23 protein-coding genes are annotated in these 23,399 nt (G+C 71.8%); 10 read left to right on the top strand and 13 right to left on the bottom strand.

What is annotated here, in order from left to right; genetic code table 11:
- The first annotated feature begins 121 nt into the window (after positions 1-121).
- Positions 122-991, top strand: a complete 870-nt coding sequence (locus tag ACIF83_RS26485; RefSeq protein WP_399730506.1) for a hypothetical protein — start codon at positions 122-124, stop codon at positions 989-991.
- A gap of 199 nt (positions 992-1,190) precedes the next feature.
- On the opposite strand, the gene ACIF83_RS26480 is transcribed toward ACIF83_RS26485, so the two are convergent.
- The 4 genes from ACIF83_RS26480 to tsaB are packed head-to-tail and all read right to left on the bottom strand — an operon-like array spanning position 1,191 to position 3,703.
- Complete coding sequence (locus tag ACIF83_RS26480; RefSeq protein WP_399730503.1) at positions 1,191-1,445, bottom strand: hypothetical protein; 255 nt, start codon at positions 1,443-1,445, stop codon at positions 1,191-1,193.
- Positions 1,442-2,539 carry a tRNA (adenosine(37)-N6)-threonylcarbamoyltransferase complex transferase subunit TsaD gene (gene tsaD / locus ACIF83_RS26475; RefSeq protein ID WP_393467656.1) on the bottom strand — a complete coding sequence of 366 codons (1,098 nt, stop codon included), beginning with the start codon at positions 2,537-2,539 and terminating at the stop codon, positions 1,442-1,444. The genes ACIF83_RS26480 and tsaD overlap by 4 nt, the downstream gene beginning before the upstream one ends.
- On the bottom strand, positions 2,532-3,029 hold the full coding sequence (rimI, locus tag ACIF83_RS26470; protein WP_393469751.1) for a ribosomal protein S18-alanine N-acetyltransferase: 498 nt from the start codon (positions 3,027-3,029) through the stop codon (positions 2,532-2,534). The genes tsaD and rimI overlap by 8 nt, the downstream gene beginning before the upstream one ends.
- Positions 3,030-3,046: 17 nt before the next feature.
- Positions 3,047-3,703, bottom strand: coding sequence for a tRNA (adenosine(37)-N6)-threonylcarbamoyltransferase complex dimerization subunit type 1 TsaB (gene tsaB, locus ACIF83_RS26465; protein ID WP_393467653.1), 657 nt, complete (start codon positions 3,701-3,703; stop codon positions 3,047-3,049).
- A 112-nt stretch (positions 3,704-3,815) separates the two neighbouring features.
- Between tsaB and ACIF83_RS26460 the strand changes: the two genes are divergently transcribed.
- Positions 3,816-4,373, top strand: coding sequence for a hypothetical protein (locus ACIF83_RS26460; RefSeq protein ID WP_393467650.1), 558 nt, complete (start codon positions 3,816-3,818; stop codon positions 4,371-4,373).
- A gap of 6 nt (positions 4,374-4,379) precedes the next feature.
- On the opposite strand, the gene ACIF83_RS26455 is transcribed toward ACIF83_RS26460, so the two are convergent.
- The 5 genes from ACIF83_RS26455 to ACIF83_RS26435 form a co-directional block, all read right to left on the bottom strand.
- Positions 4,380-4,550 (bottom strand): hypothetical protein, encoded by a 171-nt coding sequence (locus tag ACIF83_RS26455; RefSeq protein WP_393467648.1) that lies wholly within the window; start codon positions 4,548-4,550, stop codon positions 4,380-4,382.
- A 128-nt stretch (positions 4,551-4,678) separates the two neighbouring features.
- The gene (gene tsaE, locus ACIF83_RS26450) at positions 4,679-5,218 is read right to left on the bottom strand and encodes a tRNA (adenosine(37)-N6)-threonylcarbamoyltransferase complex ATPase subunit type 1 TsaE (RefSeq protein WP_398136968.1); all 540 of its coding nucleotides are present in this window, start codon (positions 5,216-5,218) and stop codon (positions 4,679-4,681) included.
- Positions 5,184-6,443, bottom strand: a complete 1,260-nt coding sequence (locus tag ACIF83_RS26445) for an alpha/beta fold hydrolase (protein WP_399730497.1) — start codon at positions 6,441-6,443, stop codon at positions 5,184-5,186. The genes tsaE and ACIF83_RS26445 overlap by 35 nt, the downstream gene beginning before the upstream one ends.
- A 141-nt stretch (positions 6,444-6,584) precedes the next feature.
- Positions 6,585-7,751 (bottom strand): alanine racemase, encoded by a 1,167-nt coding sequence (gene alr, locus ACIF83_RS26440; RefSeq protein WP_399730494.1) that lies wholly within the window; start codon positions 7,749-7,751, stop codon positions 6,585-6,587.
- A 46-nt stretch (positions 7,752-7,797) separates the two neighbouring features.
- Complete coding sequence (locus tag ACIF83_RS26435) at positions 7,798-8,073, bottom strand: L,D-transpeptidase (protein WP_399730491.1); 276 nt, start codon at positions 8,071-8,073, stop codon at positions 7,798-7,800.
- Between the two features lie 322 nt (positions 8,074-8,395).
- Between ACIF83_RS26435 and ACIF83_RS26430 the strand changes: the two genes are divergently transcribed.
- From ACIF83_RS26430 to ACIF83_RS26420, 3 genes are read left to right on the top strand one after another with little or no spacing between them, the layout of a single operon-like run.
- Positions 8,396-9,169 carry a lysostaphin resistance A-like protein gene (locus ACIF83_RS26430; RefSeq protein ID WP_399730488.1) on the top strand — a complete coding sequence of 258 codons (774 nt, stop codon included), beginning with the start codon at positions 8,396-8,398 and terminating at the stop codon, positions 9,167-9,169.
- Positions 9,170-9,180: 11 nt separating this feature from the next.
- Positions 9,181-10,452, top strand: a complete 1,272-nt coding sequence (locus ACIF83_RS26425) for a sensor histidine kinase (RefSeq protein ID WP_399730485.1) — start codon at positions 9,181-9,183, stop codon at positions 10,450-10,452.
- Complete coding sequence (locus ACIF83_RS26420) at positions 10,404-11,048, top strand: response regulator (protein WP_393467631.1); 645 nt, start codon at positions 10,404-10,406, stop codon at positions 11,046-11,048. Before ACIF83_RS26425 ends, ACIF83_RS26420 begins: the two co-directional genes overlap by 49 nt.
- Before the next feature lie 171 nt (positions 11,049-11,219).
- Here the strand turns inward: ACIF83_RS26420 and ACIF83_RS26415 are convergent, their stop codons facing one another.
- Genes ACIF83_RS26415 through glmS form a run of 3 tightly spaced genes read right to left on the bottom strand, consistent with a single transcriptional unit; the run spans position 11,220 to position 14,958 of the window.
- Complete coding sequence (locus ACIF83_RS26415) at positions 11,220-12,653, bottom strand: NAD(P)H-hydrate dehydratase (RefSeq protein ID WP_393467628.1); 1,434 nt, start codon at positions 12,651-12,653, stop codon at positions 11,220-11,222.
- Between the two features lie 46 nt (positions 12,654-12,699).
- Positions 12,700-13,071, bottom strand: coding sequence for a holo-ACP synthase (locus ACIF83_RS26410; RefSeq protein ID WP_393467625.1), 372 nt, complete (start codon positions 13,069-13,071; stop codon positions 12,700-12,702).
- Positions 13,072-13,110: 39 nt separating this feature from the next.
- Positions 13,111-14,958, bottom strand: coding sequence for a glutamine--fructose-6-phosphate transaminase (isomerizing) (gene glmS / locus ACIF83_RS26405; RefSeq protein WP_399730481.1), 1,848 nt, complete (start codon positions 14,956-14,958; stop codon positions 13,111-13,113).
- Positions 14,959-15,158: 200 nt separating this feature from the next.
- Here glmS and ACIF83_RS26400 point away from each other — a divergent pair, with 200 nt between their 5' ends.
- Both ACIF83_RS26400 and ACIF83_RS26395 read left to right on the top strand, forming a co-directional pair.
- Positions 15,159-15,737, top strand: a complete 579-nt coding sequence (locus tag ACIF83_RS26400) for a carboxymuconolactone decarboxylase family protein (RefSeq protein ID WP_393467621.1) — start codon at positions 15,159-15,161, stop codon at positions 15,735-15,737.
- Positions 15,734-16,600, top strand: a complete 867-nt coding sequence (locus tag ACIF83_RS26395) for an RNA polymerase sigma-70 factor (protein ID WP_398136962.1) — start codon at positions 15,734-15,736, stop codon at positions 16,598-16,600. The genes ACIF83_RS26400 and ACIF83_RS26395 overlap by 4 nt, the downstream gene beginning before the upstream one ends.
- Here the strand turns inward: ACIF83_RS26395 and sigJ are convergent.
- Complete coding sequence (gene sigJ, locus ACIF83_RS26390; protein ID WP_399730477.1) at positions 16,590-17,552, bottom strand: RNA polymerase sigma factor SigJ; 963 nt, start codon at positions 17,550-17,552, stop codon at positions 16,590-16,592. The two genes, ACIF83_RS26395 and sigJ, sit on opposite strands and share 11 nt — an antisense overlap.
- Before the next feature lie 149 nt (positions 17,553-17,701).
- Between sigJ and ACIF83_RS26385 the strand changes: the two genes are divergently transcribed.
- From ACIF83_RS26385 to ACIF83_RS26375, 3 genes are all read left to right on the top strand, one after another.
- On the top strand, positions 17,702-18,082 hold the full coding sequence (locus tag ACIF83_RS26385; RefSeq protein WP_399730474.1) for a DoxX family protein: 381 nt from the start codon (positions 17,702-17,704) through the stop codon (positions 18,080-18,082).
- 401 nt (positions 18,083-18,483) lie between these two features.
- Complete coding sequence (locus ACIF83_RS26380) at positions 18,484-22,932, top strand: ricin-type beta-trefoil lectin domain protein (protein ID WP_399730471.1); 4,449 nt, start codon at positions 18,484-18,486, stop codon at positions 22,930-22,932.
- A 44-nt stretch (positions 22,933-22,976) separates the two neighbouring features.
- Positions 22,977-23,216, top strand: a complete 240-nt coding sequence (locus ACIF83_RS26375) for a hypothetical protein (RefSeq protein WP_393467609.1) — start codon at positions 22,977-22,979, stop codon at positions 23,214-23,216.
- The last annotated feature ends 183 nt before the right edge of the window (positions 23,217-23,399 follow it).

Raw genomic sequence — 23,399 nt, 5'->3', positions numbered from 1 at the left:
AGCGGAACCACGGAGCAGCCGGTTCCGCAAGACCTCTGACACGGGCGTTCAGGATGGGTTCAGGTTGCGCCTGGCAGGGTCGGGCCGAAGTTGATCACCCCCCACCCCGACAGGAGCACCCTTGACGACGACGAAGTCCGTGATGAAGAAACTGCCCGAGGTCACGCTGGCGTTCTGGATCATGAAGATCGCCGCGACGACCCTGGGCGAGACAGCAGGGGACCTGTTCGCGCAGACGCTGAAGCTCGGTTACTTCCTCACCACCATCGCCCTGTTCCTGGTCTTCGTGGTGACGCTGGTGATCCAGCTGCGCTCGTCCCGCTACAACCCGTTCTTCTACTGGACCGTGATCCTTTCGACCTCCATGGCCGGCACCACGATGTCCGACTTCATGAACCGGGACGCCAGCTCCAAGTACCTCTCGGGCGGCGCCACGAAGCTGGGCTGGGGCCCGCAAGGCCTCGGCCTCGGCTACCCGGAGGGTGCGGCGATCCTGGTCTCGATCCTGCTGCTGATCTTCCTCGGCTGGAAGCTGAGCGGGATGACCTTCCAGATCACCGAGATCGTCTCCTTCAGGGGCGAGGCCCTGTTCTGGTCGGCCATCCTGGTCTCCAACACGCTCGGCACCTCGATGGGCGACTTCCTCTCCGACAGCTCGGGCCTCGGCTACCTGGGCGGCGCCGCCCTGGTGACCGGCCTGCTGCTCGCGCTGCTCGCGCTGATGAAGGTGCCGGCCGTCCCGAACGTCCTGCTCTTCTGGATCGCCTTCGTGCTGACCCGCCCGCTGGGCGCCACGGCCGGCGACTTCCTCACCAAGCCGACCGCCAAGGGCGGCCTGGACCTGGGTACGGCGGGTTCGTCGGCGGTGCTGCTCGCGGTCCTGTTCGGCCTGATGGCGTACGCGCATCTGCAGGAGCGGCGGACCGGCGCCGACGGGCTCGAAGGCCCGGAGGCGGAGGCGGCCAGCCCCGCGAAGGCCGGCCGCCGATAACGGAAAAACCCCGCCCCCGGAGAACCGGGGGCGGGGTTTTCGTCGAGCGCCGGGCAGGCCTTGCACCTGCATTTCCCCGCAGGAAGCGGGGCGTCTTTCCTTGGACCACCAACGCACTGCGTCCGGACCGGGGTTCCGGCCGTTCGCGTGTGATGATCATAGCGCGTGAACGGGCCCGCGCCAATCAGCGGTCCGGCCGCTACCCGTCCACCGACTCGAACCGCCACCGGTGCACGGCCCGGGTCACCAACTCCGCTTCCGGCTCCGGGAGTTCGGGCAGCGAGGCGTCGTACGGCGCCTCCCACCACGTGATGACCAGCACCCGGTCCTGCGGAGCGCGGAAGGTCTCGCACCGTACCGGCTCGGGGGCGAGCCGCTGTTCCCGTGTCCAGGCGAGCAGCTCCTCGCCCCGGCCCTCGGCGGCCCGGGCCTCCCACATCAGGGCGACCGTCATGAGTACAGGTTCTCCTTGCTGACCTCGTGCACGTGGTCGTGGTCGTGCCCGTGGCCCGGGACGTGCGGGTCCGTCACCGGCAGGGAGGAGTCGGCGGACAGGTCCCAGTCGGAGGCGGCCCGGTTGCGGGCGACCATCTCGGCGCCGAGGGCCGCGACCATCGCGCCGTTGTCCGTGCACAGCTTGGGGCGCGGGACGCGCAGCCGGATGCCGGCGGCCTCGCAGCGCTCCTGGGCGAGGGCACGCAGCCGGGAGTTGGCCGCGACGCCGCCGCCGATCATCAGGTGGTCGACGCCCTCGTCCTTGCAGGCGCGGACGGCCTTGCGGGTGAGGACGTCCACCACGGCCTCCTGGAAGGAGGCGGCCACGTCACGGACCGGGACCTCCTCGCCGGCGGCGCGCTTGGCCTCGATCCAGCGGGCCACGGCCGTCTTCAGGCCGGAGAAGGAGAAGTCGTAGGCCGGGTCGCGCGGGCCGGTCAGACCGCGCGGGAAGGCGATCGCCTCCGGGTCGCCCTCGCGGGCGTAGCGGTCGATGACCGGGCCGCCGGGGAAGCCCAGGTTGAGCACGCGGGCGATCTTGTCGAAGGCCTCGCCGGCCGCATCGTCGATGGTCGAGCCCATCGGGCGGACGTCGGAGGTGATGTCCTCGGACAGCAGCAGGGAGGAGTGGCCGCCGGACACCAGCAGGGCCATGGTCGGCTCGGGCAGCGGGCCGTGCTCCAGCTGGTCCACGCAGATGTGGGAGGCGAGGTGGTTGACGCCGTAGAGGGGCTTACCGAGCGCGTAGGCGTACGCCTTGGCGGCCGAGACGCCGACCAGCAGGGCGCCGGCGAGACCGGGCCCGGCGGTGACCGCGATGCCGTCGAGGTCCTTCGCGCAGACGCCGGCCTCCTTCAGGGCGCGGTCGATGGTCGGGACCATCGCCTCCAGGTGGGCCCGGGACGCCACCTCGGGGACGACACCGCCGAAGCGGGCGTGCTCGTCGACGCTGGAGGCGACGGCGTCGGCCAGCAGGGTGGTGCCGCGGACGATGCCGACGCCGGTCTCGTCGCAGGAGGTCTCGATGCCGAGGACGAGAGGTTCGTCAGTCATTGGTCTCGGTTTCTCGTACGGAGGAGGAACCCGTGGCGGAGCCGCCGCCGGATTCCGTGGTCAGGCGCATCACCAGGGCGTCGACGTTCCCCGGCTGGTAGTAGCCGCGTCTGAAGCCGATGGGCTCGAAGCCGAAGCGCTCGTACAGCTTCTGGGCGCGGACGTTGTCGACCCGGCACTCGAGCATGACCTCGGAGCACTCGAAAGTGGTGGCGGCCTTCAGCAGCTCGGTGAGCAGGCGCGCGCCGAGCCCGGTGCCCTGCTGGTCGCGGGCCACCGCGATGGTCTGGACGTCGGCCAGCTCGCCGGAGGAGGCCAGGCCCGCGTAGCCGACGATGCGGCCGGCGTCCTCGGCCACGAGGTAGCGCCGGGTCGCCTCGTCACCCCGGGAGTGGGCCAGCTCGGACCAGAACATGCCGCGGGACCAGGCGTCCTCGGGGAAGAGGTCCTTCTCCAGCTCGAGGACCGGGTCGATGTCCCACCAGCGCATCTCGCGCAACTGTGCGATCACTTGGGTGTGACCACCTTGTAGTTCTTGGGGACCTGGGCGTCGGGACGGCGCAGGTACAGCGGGCGCGGTACCGGGAGTTCCTCGCCCGCGGCGAGTTTCTCGGCGGCCAGCGAGGCGAGCGCGGCGGCGGACACGTGCTCGGGCTCGTGGGCACTCGGGAACGTGTCCGGGTAGAGCAGCGCGCCCGCGCCGACCGCGGGGAGTCCGGCGACCTGCTCGGCGATGTCGGCGGGGCGGTCGACGGCCGGGCCGGTCAGGCGGGTGCGGGAGTCGGCGTACTTCGCCCAGTAGACCTCCTTGCGTCGGGCGTCGGTCGCCACGACGAAGGGGGCCTTCTCGATGTCGGCGGCGTAGGCGAGCGCGTCCAGCGTGCACAGGCCGTACACGGGGACGCCGAGCGCGAGGCCGAAGGTGTCGGCCGTCATCAGGCCGACGCGCAGGCCGGTGTAGGGGCCGGGACCGGTACCGACGACGACCCCGGTGACGGCCTCCAGTTTGAGCCCCGCCTCGTCGAGCACACGGTCGACGGCCGGCAGCAGCAGCTCCCCGTGCCGGCGCGCGTCCACCTGGCTCGACGAGGCGATGACGTCCGTCCCGTCGTGCAGTGCGACGGTGACGGCGGGCGTGGCGGTATCCAGAGCGAGCAAGAGCACGCGAACAGCCTACGGCGCCTGCGGCTCGTGCATGGCCGTCCGGGGCAGACGGTGACTGACTGCTACGGTCTGTACGAAGTACGACATATGGCGCGAGGCAGAGGTGGCGGACGTGGCAGGGACCAGCTCGGGGATCGTGGCCGGCCTCACCGCGGCCGCCGTGGGCACCGTCGGCTTCCTCGCCTACCAGGCACAGGCGACCGTACCGGCGGGCCTCGGCGGCGTGGCCGGCGCGGGCGCGTCGCCCTCGGCGAGCGCCAGCAAGGCGCCGCGCGACCTGCGCAACCCGGGCGCCCTGCCGGGCGGCTCCGGTACGGGTGAACGGGTCGTGTACTCGGTGGACGACGACCGCGTCTGGCTGGTCGACGAGAGGAACGTGGTGCAGCGCGGCTTCGGGGTGCGCCCGGGCGCCGTCGACCCGCCGGTGGGCAGGTACTGGGTCACGTCCCGCTCCAACGCGGTCACCGGCACGGACGGCGTGCCCATCGAGCACGTGGTGCGCTTCACCAGCGTGGACGGGGTGGTGATCGGCTTCAGCGCGGCGGTGGGCAGCAGTGTCGGCATGACCGCCGACGGCGTGAAGACGGGCGGCATCCGGGAGCGGCGCGAGGACGGCGACGCGATGTGGAAGTTCGCGACGATCGGTGTACCGGTCGTCGTCATCCGCTAGCCACGGCTACGCGGCCCGGCGGTGCCCCCGGTCCCGGTCGGTCTTCTCGGGCTCCGGCCGGCGCGGCGGTCTGGAGATCGCGTCCGCGGCCGCGCACGACGCCAGCAGGTCGCGCATGGAAACCCCGGAGACCGCGACCGGCTCGGTCGGCTGCGCCGTGGGTCGAGAAGCGGGCATGGACGCCTCCTGACGTGCGGGGGCGGGGCGTAGTTAGGCACACCTAACCACGGGCTGGCTACCATGTGACCACGCCCGGGACGTCCGGCGCAACAGGTTGCCGACGGCTTGTCGGAAAGTACGGCGGATCAGGCGTCGAGCGCGTCCAGACCGGCCTCGGCCCACCGCCGACCGAGCCCGGTCAGCGTCACGTGCCGTACCTCGTCCGTGCCCGGTTCGGGGGTGTCCCCCGATGGCGCAGTGCCGACGGTTCGGTGGATGACCACCTGCAACCGGTCCTCGGCCAGGTCCTCGACCTTGCCCTCGCCCCACTCCACGACGATCACCGAGTCGGTCAGCGAGACGTCGAGGTCGAGGTCCTCCATCTCGTCGAGGCCGCCGCCGAGCCGGTAGGCGTCGACGTGGACGAGCGGTGGGCCGTCGCCGAGGGAGGGGTGCACCCGGGCGATCACGAAGGTCGGCGAGGTGACCGCACCACGGACCCCCAGCCCCTCGCCGAGCCCACGGGTCAGCGTCGTCTTGCCCGCGCCCAGCTCCCCGGTGAGCATCACCAGGTCGCCCGCGCGCAGCAGCTTGGCCAGCCGACGGCCCAGCTCCCGCATCTGCTCGGGGGAGGTGATGGTCAGCCGGGTCTCAGCGGGGTTGTGCGGTGCTGCTGGTGCTTCCATAGCCACTTACGGTAGCTCCTGCGGGCACGGCACCCGCGCGGGTGAGCAGGTCGGCGAGCCGGTCGGTGACCGCTTCCGGGTGTTCCAGCATGACCAGGTGCCCGGCGTCCGGCACGAGCACCAGCTCGGCCTCCGGCAGCAGGTCGGCGATGACCTCACTGTGCTCGCTGGGCGTGACCAGGTCCTGCACCCCGGCCAGCACCAGCACCGGGAAGTCCCGGAAGCAGGCGAGCGCCTCGGTCTTGTCGTGGTCGGTGAAGGCCGGGTAGAACTCGGCGACCACGTCGATCGGCGTGGACTCGATCATCCGCTCGGCGAACCGCTCGACGGCGGGGTCGACGTCCCGGGTCGCGAACGAGTACCGCTTGATGATCCCGGCGAACAGGTCGGCGGTGGCCCGGCGGCCCTTCTCCACCAGCTCCGCCTGCTGGCCGAGCGCCTTCAGCACTCCGGGGAGGATCCGGCGCACCGCGTTGACGCCGGCCAGGGGCAGCCCGAAGTTGACCTCGCCGAGCCGCCCGGACGACGTGCCGACGAAGGCGGTGGCGACCACCCGGTCCCGGATCAGCTCCGGGAACTGGTCGGCCAGCGCCATCATCGTCATCCCGCCCATGGAGTGCCCGACCAGCACGATCGGCCCGTCCGGCACGGCCGCGTCCAGGACCGCCTTCAGATCGCGGCCGAGCTGCTCGATGGCGACGGGCACGCCGTCCTGGGTCTGGACGACGCCGCGCCCGGACCGCCCGTGGCTGCGCTGGTCCCAGTGCACGGTGCGCACGACCCCGCGCAGGGCCGCGCGCTGGAAGTGCCAGGAGTCCTGGTTGAGGCAGTAGCCGTGGCTGAAGACGACGGTGACCGGGGCGGGTGCCTTGCGGCCGAAGAGCCGGCGGCGGCGCGGGGAGACGTTCGGGCCGGGGTCGGGTTCGACGTCGTCGACCTCGTAGTGCAGCTCGGTGCCGTCGTCGGCGTACGCCTTGCCCGGGGTGCCGCGCAGGGTGCCGTAGGGGCCCGCCGAGTCCAGCGCCAGCCGGGCCTTGCGGCGCATACCGCGGCCGACGGTCATCCGCTCGATGGCGACACCGGCGGCCGCGCCCGCGGCGAGCACGCCTATCGCGGCACCGGCGATGCCGGTCGCCCTGCGCCAGCTGCCGGCCGCCTCCGCGGCGGAGGCGGCGGCCGCCGAGGCGGCGACGCGCGCCACGGCCTCCGCACTGCTCTCGCTCACGTACCGCTCCTCTTCGCCGTACTGCAGTTCGCTGGGTGAATGAAACAGGTGGTGCCGGTATGGCCCCTGTGGTGCAGGTGTGGTGCGTGGTGCCGGTCGTGACAGGAGCGACCGGGCGCGCGGCGCCCGTCTCAGAAGGGGCTACCCCTCTTCTTCCCCGTTCACATAGACGCGAGGAACGCGCGTTCCGATCCGCGTGACGATTTCGTACGCGATCGTGCCGCAGGCCTGCGCCCAGTCCTCGGCGGTCGGCTCGCCCCGGTCGCCGGGCCCGAACAGCACCGCCTCCGCGCCCACCGGGGGCTCGTCCCCGCCGAGGTCGACCACGAACTGGTCCATCGCGACCCGCCCGGCGACGGTCCGCCACTTGCCGTCGACCAGCACCGGACCGGTGCCGGAGGCGTGCCGGGGAACGCCGTCCGCGTAACCGACGGGCACCAGGCCGAGGGTGGTCTCGCCGGCGGTGGCGTAGTGGTGGCCGTAACTGACGCCGTGCCCGCCGGGCACGTGCTTGACCAGCGCCAGTGACGCGCGCAGCGTCATCACCGGCCGCAGGCCGAAGTCGGCCGGGGTGCCGATCTCCGGGCTGGGCGAGACGCCGTACATGGCGATACCCGGACGGACCAGGTCGAAGTGGGTCTCCGGGAGGGTCAGTGTGGCCGGGGAGTTGGCGAGGTGCCGCACCTCGGGGCGCACGCCCTGCTCCTCGGCGTACGCCACCATCTCCCGGAACAGGGCGAGCTGGGCGGCGATGGAGGGGTGTCCGGGTTCGTCGGCGCACGCGAAGTGGGACCACAGACCGGTCACCCGGACCAGCCCCTCGTGCTCGGCGCGCAGGGCCTCGCGGACCAGCTCGGGCCAGTCGGCGGGCTGGCAGCCGTTGCGGCCGAGCCCGGTGTCGGCCTTCAGCTGCACCCGCGCGGGCCGTCCCGCCTGCCGCGCGGCCTCCGTCACCTCCCGCAGCGCCCACATCCCGCTGAGCGAGACGTCGATGTCGGCCTCGATGGCCTGCCGCCAGGGCCCGCCCGGCACCCACAGCCAGCACAGGACACGCGTGTCCAGGCCGGCGGCGCGCAGGGCGAGTGCCTCCTCGGGCGTGGCCGTGCCGAGCCAGGTGGCCCCCGCCTCGACGGCCGCGCGGGCGCACGGCACGGCCCCGTGGCCGTAGGCGTCGGACTTGACGACGGCCATCAGGGCAGCGCCCTTCGCCCGGGCACGCAGGGCCCGCACATTGGCGCGCAGGGCGGCCAGATCGATCTCGGCCCGGGCGCGCAGGGGCGCGGTCGGCACAGCTGCAGTCTCACTCATGGCGCCCCCAGTGTCTCAGAGGCCCGTGCGGGCCCCGGGGGCAGCATCAGGTACCGGGCCGCCGCCCCCACCCATGGACGTGGTCGCCCTTCTTCAGCACGTCCCACAACGCGCGTGCGTCGCCGAGCTCCAGATTCACCCACCCCATCGATCCGACGGTGGTGCGGATGCTGCCGTGGACGGCGTGGAAGGCCCGGCCGCCGTCGAAGAACCGGGCGTACGGCCTGGGTCGGCCGTGCAGGGTCGGCACATGGTTCCTGCGCCGCCACCAGACGGTGTGCCGGCGCTTACGGGTGACGTACCCCTTGCGCCCGCTGCGCATCGGCACCGGCTCCTCGGCGACCGCGTCGGAGAGCGGGACGTACTCGAGAGTTCGGGGGCGGGGGTTGGGGGTGCCGGGCCGGCCGCGGGCCGAGGCTTCGCCGCGGCGGTTCCGGTGAGCGGGAGCGCGGTCGCGGTGGCGAGCAGCACCGCGACACGTCTGTGCGCGATTCGTCTGCTGATCATGTGATCACCCAAACGCGCGGCCCCGGCGGATCCCGGATGCCGCGCGGACGGGTCACCCGAGGGGTGCACCTGGGTACACCCCGGTTCGGCAAGCAGGTGCAGTCCGCCCGCGTCGCCGCCCCGGCATCGTCGAGATCATGCAGACGACACAGACGAGACAGCGGTGGAAGGTCCGGTCGGGGGTCTATCTGGTGGTCGCCTTCCTGGCGGCCGGGGCGCTGGGAGCCGTGCAGCCGGCCACCGGGATTCCCACGGAGGTCGTCCAACTGACCCAGTTCGGCCCGGCGCTGGGCGTGACCCTGGCAGCTCTGCCGTGGCCGTCCCGGACGCGCGGACTGCTCGCCGGTCCCCCGGGGCACCCGGCCTCCCCCTGGCGGCAGTTGCTCGTCACGCCCCTCCTGATCACCCTCCTCTCGGCAGGCCCGTACGCCCTCCTCACCGGCACCGCCCACGCCACCGACCCACGCGGCCTGCACCACCCCTTCCTCCTCATCGCCCTCGCCCAACTGGTCGGCGCCTGCGGCGAGGAGATCGGCTGGCGCTGCTTCCTGCAGCCCCTGCTGCGCACCCGCTTCGGCCCGCTCACCGCGTCGGTGGCGGTCGGGGCGGTGTGGGGCCTGTGGCACGTCCAGGCGCTGGCCCAGGGCCCGGCCTACGCTGCGGGCTTCCTGCTCGCCACGATCGCGATGTCCGTCGTCCTGGGCCTGGCCCTGGAGGAGGTCGGGGGACTGCGGCGCCTGCTCCTCGCGGGCGGCTTCCACGCCCTGGTGAACCTCGGCATGCTGCTGTTCATGGACGAGGAGACGGGCAGGGCGCTGCCGATGGTCCTGTTCGGGCTGGCCTGCGCGGTGACGGCGGTGCCGTGGGTGTGGCGGAGGCGGGAGGTTACGATCCCGGCGGCCGTGGGGTGAGGGGGCGTGGGGTGTGGGGTTCGCGGCGCGCGGACTGGGTCGCGCTGTGGCGGTGCCAGTCGGTCGGGCTGGCCGGGTTTCTCGTGGTCGGGGCCGGGCTGCTGGCCGGCGGAGCGTTGACGCTGCTGCCGCTCGGGATCGGCTTCCAGGTGCTGCCCGCGACCGCCGGGCTGCTGCGCCGCGTCTCCGACACGTACCGGGCCCGCGCGGCCCGCTGGACCGGCCGTGCCCTCAGCGCTCCCGACCCCCTCCCCCGCAGCACCTCGGGCCGCCGCAGCAGCGCCGCGATCCTCGGGGACGACGGCTTCTGGTACGACCTGCGCTGGGCCTGGCTGGAGCCGTGGACGGGCGGGGTGCTGGCGGCGGTTCCGCTCGCGCTGGTCGAGTACGGGACGTTCGGCGCGCTGGTCCAGCCCTTCGTCTGGCGCCTGCTGGGCGACGGCAACTGGTACGCCTTCGTACCGGTCACCTCCACGGCCACCATGCTCATGGCCCTCCTCCTCGGCCTGGTCTTCATCGTGGCCGGCCTGCGCCTGGCGCCGGTCATGGCGACCCTGCACGCCCGTCTCACCCACCGCCTCCTCTCCGCCCCGCGCACCACCGAACTGGCCCGCCGCGTGACCCGGCTGACGGACACCCGGGCCGCCGCCCTGGACGTGCACGCGGCCGAACTCACCCGTATCGAACGAGACCTGCACGACGGCGCCCAGGCCCGTCTGGTGGCCCTGGGCCTCACCCTGGACGAGGCGACCCGCCTGCTGGACACCGACCCCGGGACCGCGCGCACCCTCCTCCTGGACGTCCGCGCCCTCTCCGCACGGGCGTTGCAGGACCTGCGCGACCTGGTCCACGGCATCCACCCGCCGATCCTGGCGGACCGGGGCCTCGGCGACGCGGTCCGCTCCCTGGCCCTGGACAGCCACCTGGACGTCGACGTGGCCGTGCACCTGCCCCCGGAACGCGTTCCCGCGCCCGTCGAGTCGGCGGCCTACTTCGCGGTGTCCGAACTCCTCACGAACGCGGCCAAGCACGCGGAGGCGACCCGGGTCGACATCGTCCTCGCCCACGACGGCACGCACCTGCGGGTGACGGTGACCGACGACGGCCACGGCGGTGCCGACCCGTCGGCCGGGACCGGACTGCTCGGCGTACGGCGCCGGTTGGATACCTTCGACGGCACGCTCGCCCTGCACAGCCCGCCGGGCGGACCGACCACCGCGACCCTGGAGATCCCGTGCGCGTCGTCCTCGCCGAAGACCTCTTCCTCCTCCGCGACGGCCTGACCCGCACCCTGCGGGAGCACGGCTGCGAGGTCGTGGCCTCGGTGGACAACGGCCCGGCGCTGGTACGGGCGCTGCGCGAGACGGACCTGGACGTCGCGGTGATCGACATCCGCCTGCCGCCGACGCACACGGACGAGGGCCTGAAGGCGGCCCTGGAGGCCCGTCGCACCCGCCCGCGGCTGCCGGTCCTGATCCTCTCCCAGTACGTCGACCAGCTCTACGCCCATGAACTCCTCGCCTCCGGCGAGGGTGCCGTCGGCTACCTGCTCAAGGACCGCGTCACCCACACGGCGCAGTTCGTCGACGCCCTGCACACGGTCGCCGCCGGCGGCACGGTGATGGACCCTCAGGTCATCGCCAAGCTCCTGACGCGCAGCGAGAAGCGGGGTCGCACGGACTCGCTGACCCCTCGCGAGCACGAGGTCCTCACCCTCATGGCCGAGGGCCGCTCCAACACGGCCGTCGCCGGCACCCTCCACATCAGCGAGAGCGCGGTGGCCAAACACATCGCGTCGATCTTCGCGAAGCTGGGGATGGAGCAGTCACCGGAGGACAACCGACGGGTGCTGGCGGTGTTGGCCTACCTGAGGGGCTGAGCGACGGTCCTTCGGCCGCGGGACGGTGGGGGCCGGTCGCGCCCGCGCGGCGGAGCCGTACATCGCACACTGCCCCGCGCCCCTGGGCATGTGCAGTCCCGTCGGCCGCGCAGCCACCGTCCGGCACCCCGCCGGCGCAGGTGAGCGAAGCCGACCCCGGCCGGCCACAGCTCACCCCCGCACATCCCTCCACGCCTCCGGGATCCTCTCCGCGACATCGTGTGCCCCGGCCGGCGCCCCGTCAGCGGCGAAACGGCCCGCCAGGCCGTGGAGATACGCCGCCACACTCCCCGCGTCCAACGCGGACAGCCCCGCCGCCAGCAGTGACCCGGCCAGACCCGACAGCACGTCACCGCTCCCGGCCGTGGCCAGCCACCCCGTCCCCGTGGCGTTCACCCGCACCGCACCGCCCCCGGAGTCCGCCACCAACGTGGTGGACCCCTTCAGCAGCACGGTCGCCCGGTACACCGCCGCCAACTCCCGCGCCGAAGCCAGCCGAGCCCCCTCGACCTCCTCCCGCGGCACCCCGAGCAACGCCGCCGCCTCCCCGGCATGCGGAGTCATCAGCGTCGGCGCCGTACGCCCACGCACGGCGTTCCGCTCGGCCAGCCGCAGCCCGTCGGCGTCGAGCAGCACCGGCACCTCGGCGGACAGCACCTCCGCCACGGTCGCCGCGTCGTCCCCGGCACCCGGCCCGACCACCCAGGCCTGCACCCGCCCCGCCTTGGCGGGCCCCTGGTCGGAGACGAGGGTCTCCGGGAAGCGGGCGATCACCGCCTGTGCCGCGGGCCCGACGTACCGCACGGCCCCCGCCCCGCCCCGCAGCGCCCCGGAGACGGCCAGCACGGCGGCTCCCGGATAGCGCGCGGAACCTGCCGCGATCCCGACCACACCCCGCCGGTACTTGTCGCTCTCCACCACGGGCAGCGGCAACAGCCGCGCCACATCCGCGTGCTGCAACGCCTCCAGCTCGGCGTCCGGCGGCAGTTCGAGCCCGATGTCGACGAGCCGCACCGACCCGGCGTACTCCCGCGCGGGGTCGACCAGCAGCCCCGGCTTGTGCGTCCCGAAGGTGACGGTGAGGTCGGCCCGCAGCGCCGTACCCCGCACCTCTCCCGTGTCCGCCTCGACCCCGCTCGGCAGGTCCACGGCGACGACGACGGCCCGCGACCGCTCGACGGCACCCGCCAGCGCCTCCGCGTCCGGCCGCAGTCCGCCCTTGCCCCCGATCCCGACGATGCCGTCCACGACGAGGTCGGCCCGCTCGACGGCCTCCTCGGCGGCACCGTCGGCCGCGACGCGCCCACCCGCCCGGAGCAACGCCGCGAGCCCCTCGGAGTGGGTCCGTTCGGGCCGCGCCAGCAGTACGGCCGTGACCCCGGCCCCCCGCCGGGCCAGCCGCGCCCCCGCGTACAGCGCGTCGCCGCCGTTGTCACCGCTCCCGACGAGCAGCACCACCCGGCTGCCGTAGACCCGCCCGAGCAGGTCCGCACAGGCAGCGGCCAGCCCCGCGGCGGCCCGCTGCATCAGTGCACCCTCCGGGAGCCGCGCCATCAGCTCCCGTTCGGCCGCCCTCACCGTCTCCACGCTGTACGCAGTACGCATGGCATCGAGTCTGCCCCGGAAACCCCTGCCGCCACACCCGGGGGCGTCACCCCTCGGCGACCACCACGGCCGACGCGATCCCCGCGTCATGGCTGAGCGACACATGCCAGGACCGCACCCCGAGTTCCGCGGCCCGCGCGGCCACGGTGCCCTTCACCCGCAGCCGGGGCTGCCCGCTGTCCTCGACGACCACCTCGGCGTCGGTCCAGTGCAGCCCGGGCGGCGCCCCGAGGGCCTTGGCGAGCGCCTCCTTCGCCGCGAACCGCGCCGCGAGCGAGGCGATGCCCCGGCGCTCCCCGCTGGGCAGCAACAACTCACTCTCGACGAACAGCCGATCGGCCAGCCCAGGCGTCCGATCCAGCGACGCCCGGAACCGGTCGATCTCGGCGACGTCGATTCCGACCCCGATGATGCTCATGGTGAGCACCCTACGGTGAGGACCCGGCCCCTCAGTGCCTCACTCCACCGTCACCGACTTCGCCAGGTTCCGCGGCTGATCCACTTCGTTCCCCCGAGCAGTGGCCAGCTCGCACGCGAACACCTGCAGCGGCACCGTCGCCACCATCGGCTGCAGCAGCGTCGGCGTGGCCGGGATCCGGATCAGGTGGTCGGCGTACGGAACCACCGTCTCGTCCCCCTCCTCCGCGATCACGATCGTGCGCGCCCCCCGCGCCCGGATCTCCTGGATGTTGGAGACGATCTTGTCGTGCAGGACGGACCGGCCGCGCGGCGACGGAACGACGACCACCACCGGCACGTCCTCCTCGATCAGCGCGATCGGACCGTGCTTCAACTCGCCCGCCGCGAAGCCCTCGGCGTGCATGTAGGCGAGTTCCTTGAGCTTGAGGGCTCCTTCGAGGGCGACCGGATAGCCCACGTGCCGCCCCAGGAACAGCACCGTGTTCTTGTCGGCCAGGGACCGGGCGAGCGCCCGTACCGGCTCCATGGTGTCCAGGACCCGCTCGACCTCACCCGAGATCTGCGAAAGGTCCCGGATCACGGCACGGATCTCGTCGCCCCACTTGGTGCCCCGCACCTGGCCCAGGTACAGGGCCACCAGGTAGCACGCCACCAGCTGCGTCAGGAACGCCTTGGTGGAGGCGACGGCCACCTCGGGCCCGGCGTGCGTGTACAGCACCGCGTCCGACTCGCGAGGAATCGTCGAGCCGTTGGTGTTGCAGATGGCCAGGACCTTCGAGCCCTGCTCCCGCGCGTGCCGGAGCGCCATCAGGGTGTCCATGGTCTCGCCGGACTGGGAGATGGCGATCACCAGGGAGCGGCCGTCCAGGATCGGGTCCCGGTAGCGGAACTCGCTGGCCAGTTCCACCTCGCACGGGATCCGCGTCCAGTGCTCGATGGCGTACTTGGCGATCAGGCCGGCGTGGAAGGCCGTACCGCACGCGACGATGACGACCTTGTCCAACTCACGCAGCTCGGACGGCGAGATCCGCACCTCGTCCAGGGTCAGTGAACCGGCTGCGTCGATACGGCCCAGGAGCGTGTCGGCGACCGCCTTCGGCTGCTCGGCGATCTCCTTGAGCATGAAGTAGTCGTAGCCGCCCTTCTCGGCGGCCGAGGCGTCCCAGTCGACGTGGTAGGAGCGCACGTCCGCCTCGCGGCCGTCGAAGCCCGTCACCTTCACGCCGTCCCGGCGCAGCTCCACCACCTGGTCCTGGCCCAGCTCGATCGCCGAGCGGGTGTGGGCGATGAACGCGGCGACGTCGGAGGCGAGGAAGGCCTCGCCCTCCCCCACGCCCACCACGAGCGGGGAGTTCCGGCGCGCGCCCACGACCACGTCGGGCTCGTCCGCGTGCACCGCGACCAGCGTGAACGCGCCCTCCAGACGGCGGCAGACCAGCCGCATGGACTCGGCGAGATCGGCGCAGGACGAGAACTCCTCCGCCAGCAGGTGCGCGACCACCTCGGTGTCCGTCTCGGACGACAACTCGTGACCACGCTCGGCCAGTTCCGCCCGCAGCACCGCGAAGTTCTCGATGATGCCGTTGTGGACGACCGCCACCCGGCCGGCGTTGTCGAGGTGCGGATGCGCGTTCGCGTCCGTCGGACCGCCGTGGGTGGCCCAGCGTGTGTGGCCGATACCGGTCGAGCCCGCCGGCAGCGGCCGTTCGACCAGTTCCTTCTCCAGGTTGACCAGTTTCCCGGCCTTCTTCGCCGCGGCCAGCCCGCCGTCCGCCAGCACGGCGACGCCCGCCGAGTCGTAACCCCGGTACTCCAGCCGCTTCAGCCCGGCCATCACGACCTCGAGCGCCGACTGCGACCCTACATAACCCACGATTCCACACATGAGCGGCAGCCTACGATCCAGCGCCCCCCGAAACCGCCCTCCGCTTGCCCGAATTCGGAAATTCCCGCCGGGGTACGAAGGTCTACGGCGATCCGAATCATCAACTCGGCGGGTGTCACATGCGCGGGCCCGGCGGTGTCTTCATGCCGAACGGCCCGAGAGCCGAACGGCTCGACAGACAGACGTCCGAGGAGGACACCATGGCGCCACGCATTCCGAAGGCGGAGCTCGACCCCGAGCTGAAGGAGAACCTGATCAAGCAGCTCGGTGCCGTGCCCGAGCCCCTCGAGGTGGTGTTCAACAACCCCGACGTCGCCCGGGCCAACATGGATCTCTCGGCCAGGGTGGCCGCCTGGAACGCGGCCGACGCGAGCCTCAAGTCGTTCGCGCACATGGCCGTCGCGGCACAGGTCGGCTGCAGCTGGTGCCTCGACATCGGCTACTTCCAGGCGCAGAACCAGGACCTGGACCCGGCCAAGGCGAGCCAGGTGCCGCGCTGGCGGGAGTCGGACGTGTTCACGCCGCTGGAGCGTGACGTGATGGAGTACGCCGAGGCCATGACGAACACGCCGACGACCGTCACCGACGAGCTGTCCGCGAGCCTGCTCGACCGGCTCGGCCCGGCGGCGCTGGTCGAGCTCACCGTGTTCATCGCCTTCGCCAACTTCGCGGCCAGGAGCAACACGGCGCACGGGATCACGTCGCAGGGCTACTCCGACGCGTGCGAGATTCCCCTGGCCGCGCGGCCCGCCGACCCCGGCGCGGCGTCCGGCGCATGACCGAGGACCCGTTCGTCGCCCACCGCAGCCTGCTGTTCACGGTCGCCTACGAGATGCTCGGGTCGGCGGCCGACGCGGAGGACGTGCTGCAGGAGTCCTGGCTGCGGTGGGCCGGCGTCGACCACGCGCAGGTGCGTGACCCGCGGGGCTATCTCGTCCGGACGGTCACCCGGCAGGCCCTCAACCGGCTGCGGACCCTGTCGCGCAGCCGCGAGGACTACGTGGGCCAGTGGCTGCCCGAACCCCTGCTGACCAGCCCCGATGTCGCCGAGGACGTCGAACTCGCGGAGAGCGTCTCGATCGCGGTGCTGACCGTGCTCGAAACGCTGGCCCCGACCGAGCGGGCGGTCTTCGTGCTCCGCGAGGTCTTCGAGCTGCCGTACGGCGAGATCGCCGAGGCCGTCGGGAAGTCGGCGGCCGCGGTGCGGCAGATCGCGCGCCGGGCCCGCGAGCACGTGGCGGCCCGGCGGCCGCGGGTGCAGGTGAGCCGGTCGGAGCAGCAGGCGGTGGTGGAGCGGTTCCTGGCCGCGCTGCGCACCGGACACCTGCGGGAGCTGATGGAGATCATGGCGCCGGACGTGGTCATGATCGCCGATGGTGGCGGGTTCGTGGCCGCCGCGCTGACTCCGGTCCACGGCCGCGAGTTCGTGGCGCCGTTGCTCGCGCGCGCGAGCCAGGTGGTGGCCGGGTTCGAGGCGACGGACGTGTGGCTCAACGGCGCCCCCGCGGGCCGGCTCGCGTTCGACGGCGAGCCGTCCACGGTGAGCCTCTCGGTCGAGAACGGGCGGATCACCCGGATCTACGTGGTGCGCAACCCGCGGAAGCTGACGCGACTGGACGAACCGTCCGAACTCACCAGGTAGGCCCGCCGCCCTGGGCCGTCCAGGGCCGGAGCTTCTCGGGGTTCCGTACGGCCCAGATGCGGTGGATCCGGTCGCCCACGACGTCGAAGGCCAGCACCGCCGCGGTGACACCGTCCTGCTGGACGACCACTCCGGGCTGGCCGTTGACCGTGCGCTCCAGGACGGTCATGCCGACCGCCCGGGCGGAGAGATCGACGAGGTAGCGCGCGACCTGCTCGCCGCCTTCGACGGGGCGCAGCGCGGCCTGGGCGAGGCCGCCGCCGTCCGCGATCGCCGTGGCGTCGGGGTCGAGGAGGCCGATGAGCGCCTCGATGTCCTGGGCTTCCCAGGCCCGCTTGAAGTCCCTGACGACGTCGGCGCGCCGGGCCGCGGGAGTCTTGGGAGCCGCGGGAGCGTGCGAGGCACGCATGCGCCGGCGGGCCGAGGAGGCCAGCTGGCGGCATGCCGCCGGGGTACGGCCGACGATCTCGGCCACTTCGGCGAAGGGGTAGCGGAAGACGTCGTGCAGGATGAACGCGACGCGCTCGGCCGGGGTCATCGCTTCGAGCACGACGAGGAAGGCCATGCTGACCGACTCGTCGAGGGTGACGCGGTCGGCCGGGTCGACGGCGGTGCCGCCCGACCGCCCGCTGATCCACTCCGTCCGATCGGGCAGCGGCTCCGGAATCCACGCGCCCACGTAGCGCTCCCGCCGGACCCGTGCCGAGCGCAGCAGGTCCAGGCAGATACGACCGGCGACCTTCGTCAGCCAGGCGCCCGCGGAGTCGACGGCGTCCCGTTGCTCCGGGGACATGGCGTACCAGCGGGCGTACGTCTCCTGCACGACGTCCTCGGCGTCGGCCAGGGAGCCGAGGAGCCGGTACCCGAGATTGATCAGCTGACGCCGCTCGCTGGTGATCGCGCTCAGGCCCGGATCGAGCGGGCCGTCTGCAGGCCCGGGCTGCGTGCTCATGTGTCGCCGACTCCCTTGGTCGTATCCGCACTCACCAGTACGACGGAACAGCGCACCGGACTGTGAGGTCGGCGCGGCACCTCACATCCTGCGGGGCCGTGTCGTCGTACCGCTGAGACGAACACATCTACTCCGCGAGGAGAACCCTCATGAACATCGCTCTGTGGATCACTGCGGGGCTGCTGGCCGTGGGCTCCCTGGCCGGCGGCGCCTTGCTGCTGATCCAGCCCAGGGAGAAGCTGGCCGCCTCCGGCTGGGCCTGGGTCGAGGACTTCGGCGACGGCACCGTCAAGGCCATCGGCACCCTCAAGGTCCTGGCCGCGGCGGGCCTGATCCTGCCCGCCGCGCTCCACATCGCGCCGGTCCTGGTGCCGCTGGCCGCCGTCGGCTGGGTGCTGCTGATGATCGGCGCGGTGATCACGCACCTCCGCCGCCAGGAGGCCCAGGCCGTCGTGGTGAACCTGGTCCTGCTCGCCCTGGCCGCCTTCGTGGCGTGGGGCCGCTTCGGCCCCCATTCCTTCACCGGCTGACCCGGTTCGACACGAGCAGAAGGAAAAGGTCTACACCGATCCGACCGAAGCGAAACCTTGTGCGACTCGACGTGGACATGTCTATGCTGTCGCCGCGCAGAGACGGAACCTGACCATTCCGCCTTCACGCACACCAACCAGCGACCGGGGGAACGCCGTCGCTCACGGGGAGGGGTCGCATCGCCATGCCGCCATACCGGCCGTACGCACCCGCAAGTCCCTTGGGATCGTGAATTCCTGAGCGCACCTCAGGACCAAATCCCTGCTGCTTGCTCCTCGGCCGGCCTTCCGGCCCGCACCCCCGACCGAACGCAGAAAGGGATGCCTCCTTGCACCCCAGACCCTGGTTCCGCCTGCGCGGAACCCGAAAGCCAAGAAAACTGGCATCCGCCGTCACCTCGGTGGCCGCGCTCTCCGTGCTGGCCGGTCTGGCCGTCCAGCCCGGCTCGATCCGGCTGAACGCCGAGCCCGTGAGCGACTCGGACCCGTGGTACGAGGACACGGCCGCCGAGCAACTGCGGCAGGACCAGTGCCTGATGAGCGACGTCCTGCGACTGGGCGGCCCGTCGATGGCCGCAACCGCGCAGGACGGACTGAACCAGCCGGCGGACAAACTCCACGTCCTCGCCAACCGCAACCACTGGGAACAGACGCCGCTGGCCGACGCCTACAAGAGCGACCGCGACGCCGCAGGCAAGCAGTTGGACGACCTCGCCGCCGCCCGGGACGGCTGGCAGAAGCCCCTGTCGGGCCTGAACACCCCGGTCGGCTTCACGGACACGGACTTCCACTGGCCGCCCGGGTCTCCGGGCGACGGCAAACAGACCTTCTACGAGCAGACGGGTCTGTCCACCTGGGTCGCCGACCGGTTCTGGAAGAACGACGACGACTTCTACAAGGACTCCACCCCCAAGGCCGACGCCAATACCGTCAAGGCCGTCGACGATCTCGGCAACCCGCTGTACGCACAGCACCCGGACCCGCAACAGCCCGACTGGAACCGGGCGCTCGACGAGCACAACGCCTTCGAGTGGATGCACGGCTTCAGCAACGCCAACATGGGCGCCGACGACGCCCGTATCTTCCTGTCCTCGGGTGGCTTCCCGCGCACCGCCCCGCAGCCGGGCACGCCGGAGTACCGCATCGCGGTCGAGGACCTGAAGACCCGCTTCGCCTCGTGTGCGTGGCGTGACCCGCTCGACCCGGACCGGGTTCTCGACGACGTCACGGCGACCGCGGCCGGCGAGTGGCAGCAGGAGATCTCCTCGCAGGCCACGCAGCGCAACCAAATCGTCAACGCGAACAAGGACGCCACCGACGCCCTGGCCAAGGGTGCGAAGGCCCTCTCCGACATGCTGGGGCAGTCCTGGGTCGCCGACCACATCACCCGCTGGCAGGACTACTGGTCCGCCGGCGGCATCGGTTACATCGGTGACGCTCCGCTGGTCATCCAGGTGCCGGGCGCTGCCGGCAAGTGCCTCGACGTCCAGGGCGCCGGCAAGACCAATGGCACCCCGGTCCAGGTCTATACCTGCAACGGCGGCAATGGCCAGAAGTGGCAGCTGTGGGGCTCCTACGACGGCGGCTACACCCTGCGCAACATCAACTCGGGCAAGTGTCTGGAGGTGCTGAACGGCAACAACGCCGATGGCACGAAGATCCAGATCCGGGACTGTGGCAACGCCAAGGCCCAGCAGTGGAAGTTCGACGTCCGTTCGGCGGGCGAGCTGCGCAACGCGGCCACCGGCAAGTGCCTGCACCTGCCGACGTTCGACAACAGCAAAGACGCCGTGCTGTCGACCTGCAACGGCTCCACCGCGCAGAAGTTCCGCCTCGTCCCCGAGGGGCACACCGGCGACGACAGCCCGAACTACCCGGACAAGGCCCAGTTCACCAAGGCCAAGTCCGGTCTCACGGCCGCCCAGAGCGCCGCGAAGAGCCAGCTGACCGTACTCAAGGCGCAGCTGGCGGCCGCGCAGAAGGCCGCGACCACGTCGGACACCGCGCTCCAGGCCGCCTATGGCATCGCCGACGCGGCCGGTGCGCCGCGGGGTCGTGGTCTGCTGGTCGGTCTGCAGAAGGACCAGGTCACCAAGGGTGCGGCTGCCGCACTTCAGGCCCTGGAGAAGGCCGGTGAGACCGCCGAGGCCGCGACCCGTGCCGCGGCCGGGGACAGCGCGACGATCGCGCAGCGCGCCCTCGCCCAGGCCGCCCAGTCGAAGGCCGAGTTCCGCAAGAAGGCTGCCGAGGCAGCGGAGTTGCAGGCCAAGGCCGCGGCGGACGCGGCCAAGGTGCACCGGGACAACGCCAAGAAGGACAAGGAGACCGCGGAGGCCAAGCTCTCCGACGCGCTGAAGGCCGAGGGCGACGCGAAGGCGGCCGCCGCCGACGCGCACGCCAAGCGGCTCGCGGCGGAGGCCGAGGAGAAGACGGCCAAGGCGGAGAAGGAGAACGCCGCCGCCAGCCGGGCCGAGGCCGCCGAGCACCGCAAGAACGCCGAGTCCGAGGCGACGAAGGCGAAGGACGCCAAGGACAAGGCCGAGGCCGCCGAGAAGACCGCCGAGGACCGGCGCGACGACGCCGTCGCGGCCAAGGACCACGCCAAGGACATGCGCGACGACGCGTGGGACGCCGAGCAGAAGGCCGACGCCGCGCGCGCCAAGGCCGACGCCAAGGACGCCTACGCCGACTCCCTGGACTCCGGGGACGCCGCCGACGCCGCCCGCGCCGCCGCCAACGACGCGGACAAGCACGCCGACGACGCCGAAGCCGCCGCGACCAAGGCCCGCTCCGAGGCCGACGCCGCCACCCAGGCGGCCGCCGACGCCGACGCCGCCGCCACCCGCGCCGAGGCAGCCGCCAAACGCGCCCGCTCCGACGCCGACGCCGCCCAGGCCGACAAGCTCAAGGCCGACGCCGCGGTGAAGACCGCGACCAGCGCCGTCGCCGACGCCATCAAGGCCTCCCAGGACGCCTCCGCCGAGGCCAAGACGGCGGTCAAGCTCGCCGACGAGGCCGAAGCTCACGCCAAGGACGCCAAGACCCAGGCCGACGCCGCCAACAAGGAAGCCGGCAACGCACTCGCAGCCGCCGCAAAGGCCGCCGGCTACGCCCACGTCACCGCCCAGGCGGCCGTGGACGCCGGTGAAGCGGCCAAGCAGGTCGCCAACCCTGCCAACGACGCGATCCAGCTCGGCTCCCCGTACGTCGACACCGACTCGGCCGCCGGCCTCGTCGTCCTGACCGGGCAGAACTCCAAGACGATCGCCGAGCAGCAGCAGGCGGTCGCCGACGCGCACGCCAAGAACGCCGCCGCCGAGGCCGACGCGGCGAAGAACCTCGCCGACCAGGCCAAGGGCGACGCCAAGGAGGCCTACCAGCACGCGGCCAACGCCGCCCAGTACGCGGCCGACGCCCGCGCCTACTCCAAGGACGCCCTCGGCTACGCCGCCGACGCCGCCAAGGCCGCATCCGCGGCCGCAGCGTCACTGGCCCGCACCATCGACTACGACAACCAGGCCACCGCCGACGCCGCAGCCGCCGACAAGGCCGCCGGCAACGCCGAGGGCTACGCCAAGGACGCCCGCGACAGCGCCGACGCCGCCGAACTCGACGCCTCCGCCGCCCGCGCCGCCGCCACCCAGGCCGAACAGGACGCCAAGGACGCCCGAGCGGCAGCCGACCGCGCCGACGCCGCCGCCACCGAAGCCGAACAGGCCGCCAAGGACGCCGACAAGTACGCCAAGGAGGCACAGGACGCGGCCGACAGGGCGGAAAGGGCGGAGGCCAACAAGGAGGCGTCCAAGGGGTCCGGTACGGGCATTCCCGGTGTGTTCGCCGTCCCGGACGAGTCCACCGTCCAGATCGTCAGCTCCAAGCAGATCGGCACGTGCCCCGGGATGCCGGAAGCGGCCATCAAGGGCTGCGACGCGGCGTACGACCTGGTCGTCACCTACGAGGCCGACTTCTACCTGTGCACGGATCAGAATGCGCAGGCCACCGCGGACGGCTGCCCGAAGTCGGCGTGGCAGTTCCTTCAGCGGACAACGCTGAAGAACGTCAAGATCGACAACTGGCAGCACCACTTCTCCGGCAAGGACATCGTCCGCGCCGGGTGGCAGAGCCTCTTCGGTGACGTGGCCGGATCGATCCTGTTCTCCTTCTTCGCCGAAGACATGATGGACTGCCTCCACGGCAGCGCCAGCGGCTGCGCCTGGGCCTACGCGACCTACGTCCCGGTGGAAGGCGTACTCAGCGAGATCAGCAAGGCTGTCCAGGCGGTGGACGCCTCCATGAGACTGGACATCGGCTTCGCCGACGCCTACAAGGGCTTGCGTGCCGCCGGGCTGTCGGAAGAGGCCGTCGCCGGCATCATCAGTAAGGCGTTTCAGAAGCTGCGCGGACTCTGCCTGAAGGGCGGCCTCCCCGCCGGAGCAGGCGCACTGCTGGCCGGTGGAACGACCAATGGTCCGAAGCTCGGCATCACCAGCTCGGCTGCCAGAAGCGGGCCCGGGTGCGGAAGCTTGTGGATTTCGGGCGATAGGCTTCCGCATCACTACATGTCGCTGAACAACGAGGGAGTCATGCATGCTGTCGACTTCGGCATCAAGGGCCCTTACAACAAGGTGAATGCACAGGCATTCATCGTCACGATCGAGCAGTTCGTGAAGAACCCGGGAACACGGCAGATCAAGGGCACGTTCAGGGGCCAGGAAGCCATTCACTTCGTGGACGACACAGGGCTGCACGCCTCATTCGCCACAGACGGCCCGAACGTTGGGGAGTATCTCGGAGGGTGGCGATCCACAGGGGATCAGCTCACCTACCTGCTGCGGGATGGGAAGCTCTAGAGATAGAGCGTCGGGACGAAAGCACGATCCGAAGAGAGATCTCCGTGAAGATTGAGTTGACAGATGACCAGGCGCTCGTCCTGTCCGACTGGATGAGTCGCGTCATGCATCGGGCGGAATTCTCGGCGATTGTCGATGACCGCGCCGTCTGGTCTGCTCTGTTGAAGATCAATGGGACGCTGGAAACACAATTGTCATCGATCTTCGATTCCTCCTACTCTGACCAGTTGGCAGCCGCTCGCCAGCGGCTGATCAGCGAGCTTGGGGAATTCGGCGAACAGTGATGTGACACATGTGCCGCCAAGCCCGGGTCTCCGGCATGACGGCGCCGTCAGCAGGCAACTGACCGGCTTGAGCGCGATTCTCGCCCCCGAGGTCGCGTACAAGCCGGTCAGCGTAGTTGGGGAGTACCCTCCGTACGTCACTCCGGTGACCGGGCTCCCCCCCCCGCTGGAGCGGGTGGTCAC

The sequence above is a fragment of the Streptomyces sp. NPDC085866 genome (genome assembly GCF_044541035.1).
Taxonomy (GTDB): Bacteria; Actinomycetota; Actinomycetes; order Streptomycetales; family Streptomycetaceae; genus Streptomyces.
This window is presented reverse-complemented; position numbering and strand designations above follow the sequence as displayed.

Bases quoted from the DNA above. Each gene is read 5' to 3' on its own strand.
- ACIF83_RS26480 (WP_399730503.1), bottom strand. From the start codon at position 1,445: ATGACGGTCGCCCTGATGTGGGAGGCCCGGGCCGCCGAGGGCCGGGGC.
- tsaD (WP_393467656.1), bottom strand. From the start codon at position 2,539: ATGACTGACGAACCTCTCGTCCTCGGCATCGAGACCTCCTGCGACGAG.
- rimI (WP_393469751.1), bottom strand. From the start codon at position 3,029: ATGCGCTGGTGGGACATCGACCCGGTCCTCGAGCTGGAGAAGGACCTC.
- ACIF83_RS26455 (WP_393467648.1), bottom strand. From the start codon at position 4,550: ATGCCCGCTTCTCGACCCACGGCGCAGCCGACCGAGCCGGTCGCGGTC.
- tsaE (WP_398136968.1), bottom strand. From the start codon at position 5,218: ATGGAAGCACCAGCAGCACCGCACAACCCCGCTGAGACCCGGCTGACC.
- alr (WP_399730494.1), bottom strand. From the start codon at position 7,751: ATGAGTGAGACTGCAGCTGTGCCGACCGCGCCCCTGCGCGCCCGGGCC.
- ACIF83_RS26435 (WP_399730491.1), bottom strand. From the start codon at position 8,073: ATGCGCAGCGGGCGCAAGGGGTACGTCACCCGTAAGCGCCGGCACACC.
- ACIF83_RS26430 (WP_399730488.1), top strand. From the start codon at position 8,396: ATGCAGACGACACAGACGAGACAGCGGTGGAAGGTCCGGTCGGGGGTC.
- ACIF83_RS26415 (WP_393467628.1), bottom strand. From the start codon at position 12,653: ATGCGTACTGCGTACAGCGTGGAGACGGTGAGGGCGGCCGAACGGGAG.
- ACIF83_RS26410 (WP_393467625.1), bottom strand. From the start codon at position 13,071: ATGAGCATCATCGGGGTCGGAATCGACGTCGCCGAGATCGACCGGTTC.
- glmS (WP_399730481.1), bottom strand. From the start codon at position 14,958: ATGTGTGGAATCGTGGGTTATGTAGGGTCGCAGTCGGCGCTCGAGGTC.
- ACIF83_RS26400 (WP_393467621.1), top strand. From the start codon at position 15,159: ATGGCGCCACGCATTCCGAAGGCGGAGCTCGACCCCGAGCTGAAGGAG.
- ACIF83_RS26395 (WP_398136962.1), top strand. From the start codon at position 15,734: ATGACCGAGGACCCGTTCGTCGCCCACCGCAGCCTGCTGTTCACGGTC.
- sigJ (WP_399730477.1), bottom strand. From the start codon at position 17,552: ATGAGCACGCAGCCCGGGCCTGCAGACGGCCCGCTCGATCCGGGCCTG.
- ACIF83_RS26385 (WP_399730474.1), top strand. From the start codon at position 17,702: ATGAACATCGCTCTGTGGATCACTGCGGGGCTGCTGGCCGTGGGCTCC.